The sequence below is a fragment of the Leptolyngbya sp. KIOST-1 genome (assembly GCF_000763385.1).
Taxonomy (GTDB): Bacteria; Cyanobacteriota; Cyanobacteriia; order Phormidesmidales; family Phormidesmidaceae; genus Nodosilinea.
In genome coordinates, this window is sequence record NZ_JQFA01000002.1 from 591,882 (window position 1) to 604,246 (window position 12,365).

Below are 12,365 nucleotides of genomic sequence, written 5' to 3' on the forward strand. Positions count from 1 at the left end.
GGGTAGAAGGGTGGATGGGTGGATGGATGGGTGGATGGGTGGATGGGTGTTGGGCGTTGGGTGTTGGGTGTTGGGTGTTGGGTATCTGAGACCTGAGACCTGAGACCTGAGACCTGAGACCTAAAACCTGAAACCCACTTCACGAATTCGCAACACAGGTCACCTGGGTTTGCCAACATCGCTCTAGCCACTCCACGCCTTCCTGGCGCGAGATGGAAAATTGGCGAACGGCACTGCACACGAGCAGCAGGGCTAGGGCGTGGTTCACTTCGACACGCAGGGTGCCGTCGGCGGGGCAGGCACAGGGGATGTTCAGCTCTTGCAGGCGGCGGTGGATCGACCAGCGATCGCATCGTTTCACAGAGACCATTTGTCCCCAGTTGGGAACGATGGGGGGCGGGTTCATGGCACTAGTTCCAGGGATGAATGGGTTGGGGAGGTTTGCTTGAGGTCGGCTAGTTGGGCTTCGAGGGCTTCGATGCGATCGAGCAGCGATCGGATGGCAACGGCTTCGGTATCGGGCAATTGGCTGTGATCGAGGGGTGCAGCTTTCGTATTGCAGCGGCAGACGTTGCGGCTGGGAATACCCACGGCGGTACAGTGGGCGGGCACGGGCCGCAGCACCACAGACCCCGCTCCAATCCGGGCGTAGTCGCCAAGGGTGATGTTGCCCAGCACCTTGGCCCCAGAGCCAATTACCACGTGGTGGCCCACGGTGGGGTGGCGCTTGCCAGTCTCTTTGCCGGTGCCGCCCAGGGTGACACCCTGGTAGATCAGGCAGTAGTCGCCGACGATTGCCGTTTCGCCGATCACCACGCCCATGCCGTGGTCTATAAAGACACCCCGGCCAATCTGCGCGCCGGGGTGAATGTCGATGCCGGTAAAGAAGCGGCTCAGGTGGGCAATCAAGCGCGGTAGAAAGAGTACCCCCCGCCGATGCAAGTGGTGGGCCAGACGGTGAGCTGCCAGAGCGTGCAGCCCCGGATAGCAGCACAGCACCTCCAGCCAATGGCCCGCCGCCGGGTCGCGCTCAAAAATAATAGTGAAATCATCGATCAGGGGCAGTCGCCCTTGGGGGGTGGCAGAGGCTAGCGATCGGGGGGTTAGTCGGGGGAGGGGGAGAAACATGGCTCTGATCGCTTTGGGGCGGGCGTTTGTTTCTCTGCTTATAGCAATGGCTAAAATGCGGCCTGCCCCAGGCTGACCCATCCAAACTTACTAAAACTATTAAGCCCTGTACTCAGCCGTGAAACCTGCTTGAAAGCCAGCCCTAAAAGTTTGTTCAAGGCCAGGGGGCGAGTATTTTTGAGTTGTGGCCTAGGTATTTTGTTCCCTGGGTTCAGGTATTCTGCACTCAGTAGAAAAACCTTATTCGTTAAGGTTTAGGCCCACTTTTGGCGATCGCAGTGTGCTGCCGACTTTTGCACTCAGAGTACGATTATTCCAGGGTCTAACCCATGTTTTCACCTTAAAAACTGTAGCAGACTTGGCAAAAACATCTCCATACAGTTCAGCAGTCCTTAACAATAGTTTTGTGACATAGCCACTTCGGCTGTTTGCCAGGACGGGCAGGACGCTTGAAGCGCCAGGACAGAAACTCGGCTTATCTAGCGCAAACGCCCCACGGACTCATCATTGACTCACTGAAACATTCCTTAACCTCTAAGCGTTGCGTTAATTACTTTTGCAGTTTGGGAACAGATAAACTCGATACAGTTTAATATTTGCTTGGCTGCGACAGGTACTTCACTTTGTATCGAACTTAGCTAAACAAGTTGTTTTGAGTACTCAAGAATAGGCTCCTTTTAAGAGGCCATTTCTGATGCTAAGTCCAGACCAGATAAGCGTTTGAGCTGAGTACAGAAATGCCGATTAAGCTAGCCAAAATGGCAGGCCTGGGGCTGGGAAATACCAGTCCCCCATTGACAAAAAAAATATTGCCTCTAGCGCCACTCAGGGATTCAGCCCTTGAGTACAGGGCTAATCATTCAATAAATCCTATCGGGCACCCCCTCTCGGGGGGCGGTTACCCCGTTGCTATAACTCTTTCAACGCCGAGCACCCCAGCGTTACTCGCTCGCTAAATCAAGGGTTCCCTTCAGATAGCAACGTCTACCCCGGCTTGGTTAAAGCCCTTTATCTCGACGCTTTGCCCTCTGAAAACCCTGACCTGCGATCGAGCGCCCCAGCGATTTCACCCACACCCACCCACCCAGGGAAATCGCCGGGCTGAGACAACGAGGTGCACTGACCGATGGGTTCCGCTCCCCTGATTTGGGGGCCACCCATCGGCCAGCGGCGGAAAACCCGGTTCCAGGTCCAGATTAGCCGGTGGGCAATGCCCACCCTACACCCGGCACCCGACACCCCCTACCCCCTACCCATCCACCCATCCACCCATCCACCCATCCACCCACCCCTACCTCCCCAAACCCATGACGCCACCGCCATCCTCTGCCCTGACTTCTGCGCCTGCCGCGACGCCCGAGCTGGACATTACCCTGACCAAGACTAAAACCGTGGTCAAATCGGCGGGCGGCGGCTGTAGCACGACCGCCTCTGGCTGCTCCACCAAAACCGACACCGCCCTCAGCGAGAGCATGCAGGCCCGCATCGACAAGCACCCCTGCTACAGCGAAGAGGCTCACCACCACTATGCCCGCATGCACGTAGCGGTGGCCCCCGCCTGCAACATCCAGTGCAACTACTGCAACCGCAAGTACGACTGCGCCAATGAAAGCCGCCCCGGTGTAGTCAGCGAGCTGCTGACGCCCGAAGAAGCCGCCCACAAGGTTTTAGTAGTCGCAGGCAAAATCCCTCAGATGACGGTACTGGGCATTGCTGGTCCCGGCGACCCCTTGGCCAACCCCGAAAAAACCTTCCGCACCTTTGAACTGATTGCCGAGCAAGCCCCCGACATCAAGCTCTGCCTCTCCACCAACGGCCTGATGCTGCCCGACTATGTCGATCGCATCAAAGCCCTCAACGTCGATCACGTCACGATCACTATTAATATGGTCGACCCGGCGATCGGCGAAAAGATTTACCCCTGGGTGCACTACCGCCGCAAGCGCTACCGGGGCATTGAGGGGGTGCGCATCCTCCACGAGCGCCAAATGCAGGGGCTAAAAGCCCTTCAGGAAGCTGACATTCTCTGCAAAGTCAACTCCGTGCTCATTCCCGGCATCAACGACGAGCACATGCCCGAGGTGAATGCCGCGATTCGGGAGCGGGGCGCATTTCTGCACAACATCATGCCGCTGATTTCGGCTCCCGAGCACGGCACCTACTTTGGTCTAAATGGGCAGCGTGGCCCTAACCCCAAGGAGCTGAAGCAGGTGCAGGACAACTGCGCTGGCAACCTGAAGCTGATGCGCCACTGCCGCCAGTGCCGTGCCGACGCCGTGGGTCTGCTGGGCGAAGACCGCAGCCAAGAGTTCACTAAAGAGAAGTTCATGGACATGCCTGTGTCCTACAGCCTGGAAACCCGTCAGGCCGTTCACATTGGCATTGCGCAGGCCAAGGCTGCCGTCGAGGCCAAGAAGGAATCCGCCGCCCGCATTCCCGGCAGCCTGTCGGAGGATTCGCCCAAGGTTCTAGTTGCTGTGGCCACCAAGGGCGGCGGCATCGTCAACCAACACTTCGGCCACGCCAAGGAATTCATGATCTACGAAGTGGACGCCGCCGAGGCCAAGTTCATCAGCCACCGCAAAGTCGCTGACTACTGCAAGGGCGGCTACGGCGAGGAGGCCATGCTCACCGGCATCATCGATACCATTGCCGATTGCAAAGCGGTGCTCGCTGCCAAGGTTGGCCCCTGCCCTAGCAAGCAATTGCAGGAAGCGGGCCTGGTCGTGGTCGAAGCCTACGACGTGATTGAGACCGTGGCCCGGCAGTTTTACGACGAGCATGTGCTGAAGCGGTGAAGAAGTGAAGGGTGAAGCGTTAGAAGACAGTTTCTTTCCACTACCCCACCTCTTTACCCTTCACTTCTTTACCCTTTACCCCATCTACCCATCCACCCGCCCACCCGCCCACCCATCCACCCACCCACTCCCCACTCCCCACTCCCCCGGAGGCTCCCATGCCCTACTCCATCACCCAAAGCTGTATCGGTTGTCAGCGCTGCCTCTCAGCCTGCCCAACCGGAGCGATTCAGACCGATGGCACGGCTTTTTGGATTGCGATCGATCGCTGCAACCAGTGCCAGGGTACCCACGGGGTGCCCCAGTGCTGGGCCACCTGCCCCACCAACGAGGGCTGTGTACCCCTGACCAGCGGGGTGGCGGCGGTCTCCCTCACCTCCACCACAGAGGCGATGGGGGACTACTGGGAGGCCTGGTTTGCCACCTACACCCGCATGGTGAACAGGCTCAAAGGCATGCAGGAAACCGGATATTGGCACGACTGGTTTGACGGCTATGCCCGGGCCGTGCAGCGATTGCAAACAACGACGGTTTGAGAGCCCTCACCCCCAGCCCCTCTCCCTGAGGGAGAGGGGAGCCGGAAAAAACAAAATCCTCCGTACGGGCGCACCGCAGTGCGCCCCAACCAAACCCTTCCCACCTACCCATCCACCCGCCCACCCATCCACCCACCCAAACGCCATGGTCACCTATCTCGACAACAACGCCACCACCCGCACCGACCCCGAGGTTCTGGCGGCGATGCTGCCCTACCTGAGCGAGCTGTACGGCAACCCGTCGTCGATGCACAGCTTTGGCGGCCAGGTGGGGGCGGCGATTGAGGCAGCCCGGGAGCAGGTGGCGAGCCTGCTGGGGGCCGAAGCGACGGAGATTATCTTCAACAGCTGTGGCAGTGAGGGCAACAACACCGCCATCCACGCCGCCCTGGCGGCCCAGCCGGAGAAGCGCCACATTGTCACCACGGCAGTCGAGCACCCGGCGATTCTGGCGGTGTGCAAGCACCTGGAGAAGCGGGGCTACACCGTCACCTACCTGTCGGTGGATGGCCGGGGCGAGCTGGACCTGATGGAGCTGGAGGCAGCGATGACTGGCGGCACGGCCCTGGTGACGACCATGTACGCCAATAACGAAACCGGGGTGATTTTTCCGGTGGAGAAGATTGGGGCGATCGCCAAAGCCTACGGTGCCACCTTCCACGTCGATGCGGTGCAGGCGGTGGGCAAAGTGCCCATCGACTTGGCTACCAGCACCATCGACCTGCTCACCCTCTCCGGCCACAAGCTCCACGCCCCCAAGGGCATCGGGGTGCTCTATGTCCGCAAAGGCTTCCGCTTCCGCCCCTTCCTCCTCGGCGGCCACCAAGAGCGGGGTCGCCGGGCTGGCACCCACAACGTCCCCGCTATCGTCGCCCTGGGCAAAGCCGCTGAACTGGCCCAGATCAACCTGGCCCACACCAAACGCGAAGCCGAGCTGCGAGACATGCTGGAGTGCGGCCTGCTGGCCACCATCCCCGACACGGTGGTCAACGGCGGCGGTGCCCCCCGCCTGCCCAACACCACCAACATCGGCTTCAAGTACATCGAAGGGGAAGCCATCCTGTTCATGCTCAACCGCGAAGGCATCTGCGCCTCCTCCGGCTCCGCCTGCACCTCCGGCAGCCTCGACCCCTCCCACGTGCTCACCGCCATGGGCCTGCCCTACACCATCCTCCACGGCTCGATTCGCTTTAGCCTTTCCCGCTACACCACCGAAGCCGAAATCCGCCAGGTGCTCACCGTCATGCCCGAGATTGTGGAACGCCTGCGGGCGATGTCGCCCTTTAACAATGACCAGGCGGAGTGGTTGCAGGAGCGAGATGTCGCTTTGGCGACGTAGATGGGTGGATGGGTGGATGAGTGGATGGGTGGATGAGCCAAGACAGCGAACCCCCTCCCCATCCACCCATCCACCCCCTACCCATCCACCCGCCTACCCGCCCACCCATCCACCCGCCCCCCATCCACCCCTCACCCCCGAAACCGCCATGTGGGACTACTCCGAAAAGGTACTCGAACTCTTCTACAACCCGATCAACCAGGGCACCATCGATGACTCGGCTGAGCCGGATGTGGCGGTGGTCTACGGCGAGGTGGGCAGCATTGCCTGTGGCGATGCCCTCAGGCTGCACCTGAAGATTCAGCAATCCACCGACAGCATTCTGGATGCGCGGTTTCAGACCTTTGGCTGCACGAGCGCGATCGCCTCTTCCTCCGCCCTGACGGAAATCATCAAGGGCAAAACCCTGGATCAGGCCCTGCACATCACCAACCAGGACATTGCCGACTTTCTGGGTGGCCTACCCGAAGCGAAAATGCACTGCTCGGTGATGGGGCAGGAGGCCCTGGAGGCGGCGATCTACAAGTATCGCGGCATTGAGGTGGAGCACCACGAGGACGACGAAGGCACCCTGGTGTGCGCCTGCTACGGCATCACCGAGAAGAAGATTCGGCGGGCGATCGCCGAAAACGACCTCACCACCGTGGAGCAGGTCACCAACTACGTCAAGGCTGGGGGTGGCTGCGGCTCCTGCCTGGCCAACATCGAAGACCTGATTGTAGACGCCCAGGAGTCCGCCGAAACCGTGCGGGCCGCCGCCGAGCTGGCCGTAGCCCGGGAACAGCGCAGCCAGGAGGCCGCCGCCCCCACCCCCCTGACCAACCTGCAAAAGATCACCCTTATCCAGCAGGTGATCGACGAGGAGGTGCGGCCCATTCTGATCGCCGATGGCGGCGATGTGAGTTTGCACGATGTGGAGGGCGATCGCGTGTTGGTCAAGCTCCAGGGGGCCTGCGGCTCCTGCGCTAGCAGTACGGAGACGCTGAAGTATGCGATCGAGGCCAAGCTGCAACGGCGGGTGTTGCCGACGCTCACCGTCGAAGCGATCTAATTCCAGCTTCTCCAGTGGTGCATTGCTGCGCTAATGCACCCTACGGTTCTTGCCCATCCACCCATCCACTCATCCACCCATGCCCCCCATGCACCCCTCCCCCCCCCACGCCGGACGCGACCCACCGGCCCTCCCCCAGGCCCTCGCCTGATCCGAGTTTGACCGTTTCAAGTACACCGATCCGAATTTCACACCTAGGAGACATTCCCCCATGCGACAGATTGCATTCTATGGAAAAGGCGGTATTGGCAAGTCCACCACCTCCCAAAACACCCTGGCCGCCATGGCCGAAAAGGGCCAGCGGATCATGATCGTCGGCTGTGACCCCAAGGCCGACTCTACCCGCCTGATGCTGCACAGCAAGGCCCAGACCACCATTCTGCACCTGGCTGCCGAGCGCGGCGCGGTGGAAGACCTGGAACTGGAAGAGGTGCTGCTCACCGGCTATCGCGGCGTCAAGTGCGTCGAGTCAGGCGGGCCTGAGCCTGGGGTCGGCTGCGCCGGTCGGGGTATCATCACCGCCATCAACTTCCTGGAAGAAGAGGGTGCCTACGAAGACCTGGATTTCGTCTCCTACGACGTACTGGGCGACGTGGTGTGCGGCGGTTTCGCCATGCCCATCCGGGAAGGCAAAGCCCAGGAAATCTACATCGTGGTATCCGGCGAAATGATGGCCATGTATGCGGCCAACAACATCGCCCGGGGCGTTCTGAAGTATGCCCACTCCGGCGGCGTGCGCCTGGGCGGCCTGATCTGCAACAGCCGCAACACCGACCGGGAGGTGGAGCTGATCGAGGCCCTAGCCGCCAAGCTCAACACCCAAATGCTGCACTTTGTGCCCCGCGACAACGTGGTCCAGCACGCCGAACTGCGCCGCATGACGGTGAATGAGTACGCCCCCACCAGCAACCAGGCCCAGGAATACGCCCAACTGGCCGACAAGATCATCAACAACAAGAACCTCACCATCCCCACGCCCATCACCATGGACGAGCTGGAGGAACTGTTGATCGAGTTCGGCATCCTCGATGGCGACGAAGAGTACCAGAAGGCGCTGGAGGCCGACAAGCTGGCCGCTGTTTAGGTTCTCGGGAGGCAGATCCCAGGGTTCTTAGGCAATAGCCAGATTTACCGGTTCACCCCAGAAGAACCCTGGGATCTCTTCCCACCCATTCACCCATCCACCCATCCACTCACTCACCCATCCTCCTGCTACCCATCCACCCCTACCCGAGAGGGCACCATGACTACCGTAGAAGACAGAAAGGCACTGATTGATGAGGTGCTAGAGGCCTACCCCGACAAAGCCAAAAAGCTGCGGGCCAAGCACATCAGCGTCCAGGAGGCCGAGAAGGCCGACTGTGGCGTGAAGTCCAACAAAAAGTCCGTCCCCGGTGTAATGACCACCCGTGGCTGCGCCTACGCAGGTGCTAAAGGGGTGGTTTGGGGACCGGTCAAAGACATGATCCACATCAGCCACGGCCCCGTGGGCTGCGGTTACTACTCCTGGTCGGGCCGCCGCAACTACTACATTGGCACCACCGGGGTCGATACCTTCGGCACTATGCAGTTCACCTCCGACTTCCAGGAGCGCGACATTGTATTTGGCGGCGACAAAAAGCTGGCCAAGCTGATCGACGAACTGGGCGAACTGTTCCCCCTCAGCCAGGGCACCACGATTGAGTCGGAATGCCCGGTGGGCCTGATCGGCGACGACATTGAGGCCGTGGCCCGGGCCAAGGCCAAGGAGACCGGCAAGCCCGTGATTCCGGTGCGCTGTGAGGGGTTCCGGGGCGTGTCCCAATCCCTGGGCCACCACATCGCCAACGACACCGTGCGGGACTGGGTGCTGCCCAAGGCCGACGAGTACCGCAAACTGCCGGACGGCTTTGAGCCCGGCCCCTACGATGTCAACATCATCGGTGACTACAACATCGGCGGGGATGCCTGGCCCAGCCGCCTGCTGCTGGAGGAGATCGGCCTGCGGGTGATCAGCCAGTTCTCTGGGGATGGCACCTTCAACGAAGTGGTGATGACCCCCTTGGCTAAGCTCAACTTGATCCACTGCTACCGGTCGATGAACTACATCTGCCGGTTCATGGAAGAGAAGTACGGCATTGGCTGGCTGGAGTACAACTTCTTTGGCCCCACCCAGATTGCCAAGTCGCTGCGCAAGATTGCCGCCCAGTTTGACGAGACTATTCAGGCCAAGGCGGAAGAGGTGATTGCCAAGTACCAGCCGCGCATGGATGCGATCGTGGACAAGTATCGCGCCCGCCTGGAGGGCAAGAAGGTGATGATGATGGTCGGCGGCCTGCGCCCCCGCCACGTCGTGCCCGCCTTTACCGACCTGGGCATGGATGTGATCGGCACCGGCTACGAGTTTGGCCACGGCGACGACTACAAGCGCACCGCCGAGTACGTCAACGAAGGCACGGTGATCTACGACGACGTCAGCGGCTACGAGTTCGAGGAATTTGCCAAGGAACTCAAGCCCGACCTGATCGCCGCTGGCATCAAAGAGAAGTACGTCTTCCAGAAGATGGCCCTGCCCTTCCGCCAGATGCACTCCTGGGATTACTCCGGCCCCTACCACGGCTACGACGGCTTTGAGGTCTTCGCCCGCGATATGGATATGGCGATCAATAACCCCACCTGGGGGCTGATCAATCCGCCGTGGGCCTAGGTGTGGATGGGTAGATGGGTGGATAGGTAGATGGGTCACGTTGCCCCCACCCCCCACTCATCCACCCGCCCACCCGCCCACTCATCCACCCGCCCACCCATCCACCCCTTCCCCTCCCTCAAGGAGAACACCATGACTGACAATCTCGACAACACCATCCCCACGCCCTCCTGCGGGGGCGAAGATCTGGGCCAGGTCAAGGATCACTTTGAGCTGTTCCACACCGACACCTACCAGGATCTGTTTGAGTACAAGCGCCAGTTTGAGGGCGCTCACAGCCGCGACCTGGTGGCAGAAACCGCCGAATGGACCAAGAGCTGGGACTACCGGGAAAAGAACTTTGCCCGGGAAGCCCTGACCGTCAACCCCGCCAAGGCCTGCCAACCCCTGGGGGCGCTGTTTGTGGCCGCCGGGTTTGAAGATACCCTGCCCTACAGCCACGGGTCCCAGGGCTGTGTGGCCTACTTCCGCAGCCACCTCACCCGCAACTACAAAGAGCCCTTCCAGGCGGTGTCATCGTCGATGACCGAGGATGCGGCGGTATTCGGGGGCCTCAGCAACCTGAAGGCGGGTCTGGAAAACTCCTACACCCTCTACAAGCCCAAGATGATCGCCCTCTGCACCACCTGCATGGCCGAGGTGATTGGGGATGACATTGGCGCGTACATCACCACCGCCAAGAATGAAGGGCACATTCCTGAGGATCTGCCGGTGCCTGCGGCCCATACCCCCAGCTTTGTGGGCTCCCACATCACCGGCTACGACAACATGCTCAAAAGCATTCTCAAAACCCTGACCAAGGACGAAAAGTCGGAAACCACCAACGGCAAGTTCAACTTCAACCTGGGCTTTGACCCCTACATCGGCAACATTCGCGAACTGAAGCGGATTTTGGGCCTGTTTGGCGTCGACTACACCGTCCTGTCGGACAACTCGGACACCTTTGACTCTCCCAACACGGGCGAGTTCAAGATGTACAACGGCCTCACGACCCTGGCCGACACCGCCGACAGCATCAACGCTGAGGGAACGGTGTTCTTCCAGAAGTACACCACGCCCAAGACCCAGGAGTACATCGCCAAGGAATGGGGGCAGAAGACCTACAACTTCCGGCCCTTCGGCATCAAGGGTACCGACGAGTTCTTGATGACCCTGTCGGCGATTACCGGCAAGCCCATCCCGCTGGAACTTCAGCAGGAGCGGGGCCGCGCCGTCGATGCCCTGACTGACTCCCAGGCCTGGATCCACGGCAAGAAGATCGCCCTCTACGGCGACCCCGACCACGTGCTGAGCCTGGTTCAGTTCTTGCTGGAGATGGGGGCGGAGCCCACCCACATTGTGGTCACCAACAGCAACGACGAGTTTGAGGCGGAAGCACGGGAACTGCTGACCAACAGCCCCTACGGCCAAGGCGGCACTGTCTGGGGCGGCAAGGACCTGTGGCACCTGCGATCGCTGATGTTTACCGAGCCCGTGGACCTGCTGATTGGCAACAGCTACGGCAAGTACCTGTGGCGCGATACCGGCACCCCCCTGGTGCGGATTGGCTACCCGATCTTCGATCGCCACCATATGCACCGCTACGCCACCCTGGGCTACCAGGGCGCGATCAACCAGTTCAACTGGATTGTTAACACCATTCTGGAAGAACTCGATCGCAAGACCATCGTACCGGCGAAGACGGACATCTCCTTTGACCTGATCCGCTAGAGCGGTGGATGGGTAGATGGGTGGATGGGTGGATGGGTCGCTAATGACTGCTCCACCCTCCCACTCATCCACCCGCCCACTCATCCACTCCCTACTCCCCCAGATCCCATGCGCCTTCCCGACACCATCGAAATCGACTCTGCCCCCGCCTTCGACATGGGCGATCGCGTCCGCGTCCGCAAGCTGCTCCGCAACGATGGCACCTTCCCTGGCAAAGAGGTAGGCTTCCACCTGGCCAAGAAGGGCGACATCGGCTACGTCGTTGGCATCGGCACCTACCTGCAACGGGCCTACATCTATTCAGTGCATTTTTTGGAAACCAACTACGTGGTGGGCTGCCTCAGCCGCGAACTCGAACTCACCGAACCCCGCCCACCCCTAATCCCCCAAGACGACGACGACACCTGGTAACCCCGTAGGGTGGGCACTGCCCACCACCCCCTTTGGCCCCCACCCCACCATCCCCCCGCTCTCACCCCCAACCCCTCTCCCCCGGGGGGAGGGGAGCCGGAACCGGAAGCAGCCACGTTCTCGCCCTCACCCACCGAGCACCCGCCATGGCTACCCTCATCCACGACCACCCCCTCTCCCCACCCCGTCAACCCGGCATTGGCCCGCTCACGCCCCTGCGCCGCTGGTTGGATCGGCTGGAGGTCACCAACCGCCGCTTCGCCCACCTGATCTGTCGTCTGATTCCCTGCTGCTGCCCCTTCGAGCGCGATCTGTCGCTGTTTGGCCGCACGGTGCATATTCCGGCATTGTGCAAGCTCAACCCGGTGTACGACGAGTTGGTGGGATTGCGGTTTCGGGCCCTGACGTACCTGGCCGATGGCTGCGGCGAAGACATAACTCGGTACATCTGTTGACTCGTCAGCCCATCATCCCCTGCACCGGGCAGACACGTGGGTCTGCCCCTACCCACCCACCCATCCACCCGCCTACCCCGCAACCCACCCCGCCCTCCGGGCACCCCTCCCAGGAGGGGACGGCCCCCACCAAAATCAAAAATCGCTAATCCAAAATCCCCGCAACCCACCCCGCCCTCCGGGCACCCCTCCGAGGAGGGGACGGCCCCCACCAAAATCCAAAATCCCCAATTCAAAATTCCCCGTACGGG

At 60.8% G+C, this 12,365-nt stretch carries 12 protein-coding genes; 10 read left to right on the plus strand and 2 right to left on the minus strand.

The genetic code is table 11. The annotated features are described in order from the left end of the window. Nucleotides 1–139: 139 nt before the first annotated feature. Both NF78_RS02750 and cysE read right to left on the minus strand, forming a co-directional pair. Complete coding sequence (locus tag NF78_RS02750) at nucleotides 140–406, minus strand: Asr1405/Asl0597 family protein (RefSeq protein ID WP_035984761.1); 267 nt, start codon at nucleotides 404–406, stop codon at nucleotides 140–142. Further along, nucleotides 403–1,128: a serine O-acetyltransferase gene (gene cysE, locus NF78_RS02755; RefSeq protein ID WP_035984762.1), complete on the minus strand. Its 726-nt coding sequence runs from the start codon at nucleotides 1,126–1,128 to the stop codon at nucleotides 403–405. Before cysE ends, NF78_RS02750 begins: the two co-directional genes overlap by 4 nt. 1,126 nt (nucleotides 1,129–2,254) lie before the next feature. Here cysE and NF78_RS30740 point away from each other — a divergent pair. The 10 genes from NF78_RS30740 (at nucleotide 2,255) to NF78_RS02800 (ending at nucleotide 12,114) form a co-directional block, all read left to right on the plus strand. Beyond that, the gene (locus NF78_RS30740) at nucleotides 2,255–2,515 is read left to right on the plus strand and encodes a hypothetical protein (RefSeq protein WP_156119616.1); all 261 of its coding nucleotides are present in this window, start codon (nucleotides 2,255–2,257) and stop codon (nucleotides 2,513–2,515) included. Next, nucleotides 2,436–3,926 carry a nitrogenase cofactor biosynthesis protein NifB gene (nifB, locus tag NF78_RS02760; RefSeq protein WP_035984763.1) on the plus strand — a complete coding sequence of 497 codons (1,491 nt, stop codon included), beginning with the start codon at nucleotides 2,436–2,438 and terminating at the stop codon, nucleotides 3,924–3,926. Before NF78_RS30740 ends, nifB begins: the two co-directional genes overlap by 80 nt. 158 nt (nucleotides 3,927–4,084) lie before the next feature. Continuing rightward, nucleotides 4,085–4,462, plus strand: a complete 378-nt coding sequence (locus tag NF78_RS02765; RefSeq protein WP_035984764.1) for a 4Fe-4S binding protein — start codon at nucleotides 4,085–4,087, stop codon at nucleotides 4,460–4,462. 145 nt (nucleotides 4,463–4,607) lie between these two features. Then, nucleotides 4,608–5,801, plus strand: a complete 1,194-nt coding sequence (gene nifS, locus NF78_RS02770) for a cysteine desulfurase NifS (protein WP_035984765.1) — start codon at nucleotides 4,608–4,610, stop codon at nucleotides 5,799–5,801. A gap of 28 nt (nucleotides 5,802–5,829) precedes the next feature. Continuing rightward, the gene (gene nifU / locus NF78_RS02775) at nucleotides 5,830–6,852 is read left to right on the plus strand and encodes a Fe-S cluster assembly protein NifU (protein WP_412768518.1); all 1,023 of its coding nucleotides are present in this window, start codon (nucleotides 5,830–5,832) and stop codon (nucleotides 6,850–6,852) included. 211 nt (nucleotides 6,853–7,063) lie between these two features. After that, on the plus strand, nucleotides 7,064–7,936 hold the full coding sequence (nifH, locus tag NF78_RS02780; RefSeq protein WP_035984767.1) for a nitrogenase iron protein: 873 nt from the start codon (nucleotides 7,064–7,066) through the stop codon (nucleotides 7,934–7,936). Between the two features lie 159 nt (nucleotides 7,937–8,095). After that, nucleotides 8,096–9,538, plus strand: coding sequence for a nitrogenase molybdenum-iron protein alpha chain (gene nifD / locus NF78_RS02785; RefSeq protein WP_035984768.1), 1,443 nt, complete (start codon nucleotides 8,096–8,098; stop codon nucleotides 9,536–9,538). 132 nt (nucleotides 9,539–9,670) lie between these two features. Continuing rightward, nucleotides 9,671–11,248 (plus strand): nitrogenase molybdenum-iron protein subunit beta, encoded by a 1,578-nt coding sequence (gene nifK, locus NF78_RS02790; protein WP_052049680.1) that lies wholly within the window; start codon nucleotides 9,671–9,673, stop codon nucleotides 11,246–11,248. Nucleotides 11,249–11,356: 108 nt separating this feature from the next. Next, a complete protein-coding gene (locus NF78_RS02795) occupies nucleotides 11,357–11,659 on the plus strand; it encodes a nitrogen fixation protein NifZ (protein WP_035984769.1) in 303 nt (100 codons plus the stop codon). Between the two features lie 146 nt (nucleotides 11,660–11,805). Further along, nucleotides 11,806–12,114, plus strand: a complete 309-nt coding sequence (locus NF78_RS02800) for a Mo-dependent nitrogenase C-terminal domain-containing protein (protein WP_035984770.1) — start codon at nucleotides 11,806–11,808, stop codon at nucleotides 12,112–12,114. Nucleotides 12,115–12,365 lie beyond the last annotated feature (251 nt).

Coding starts and splice junctions, on each gene's coding strand:
- NF78_RS02750 (WP_035984761.1), bottom strand. CDS start 406: ATGAACCCGCCCCCCATCGTTCCCAACTGGGGACAAATGGTCTCTGTG.
- NF78_RS02800 (WP_035984770.1), top strand. CDS start 11,806: ATGGCTACCCTCATCCACGACCACCCCCTCTCCCCACCCCGTCAACCC.
- nifH (WP_035984767.1), top strand. CDS start 7,064: ATGCGACAGATTGCATTCTATGGAAAAGGCGGTATTGGCAAGTCCACC.
- nifS (WP_035984765.1), top strand. CDS start 4,608: ATGGTCACCTATCTCGACAACAACGCCACCACCCGCACCGACCCCGAG.
- NF78_RS02765 (WP_035984764.1), top strand. CDS start 4,085: ATGCCCTACTCCATCACCCAAAGCTGTATCGGTTGTCAGCGCTGCCTC.
- cysE (WP_035984762.1), bottom strand. CDS start 1,128: ATGTTTCTCCCCCTCCCCCGACTAACCCCCCGATCGCTAGCCTCTGCC.
- nifK (WP_052049680.1), top strand. CDS start 9,671: ATGACTGACAATCTCGACAACACCATCCCCACGCCCTCCTGCGGGGGC.
- NF78_RS30740 (WP_156119616.1), top strand. CDS start 2,255: ATGGGTTCCGCTCCCCTGATTTGGGGGCCACCCATCGGCCAGCGGCGG.
- nifD (WP_035984768.1), top strand. CDS start 8,096: ATGACTACCGTAGAAGACAGAAAGGCACTGATTGATGAGGTGCTAGAG.
- NF78_RS02795 (WP_035984769.1), top strand. CDS start 11,357: ATGCGCCTTCCCGACACCATCGAAATCGACTCTGCCCCCGCCTTCGAC.
- nifB (WP_035984763.1), top strand. CDS start 2,436: ATGACGCCACCGCCATCCTCTGCCCTGACTTCTGCGCCTGCCGCGACG.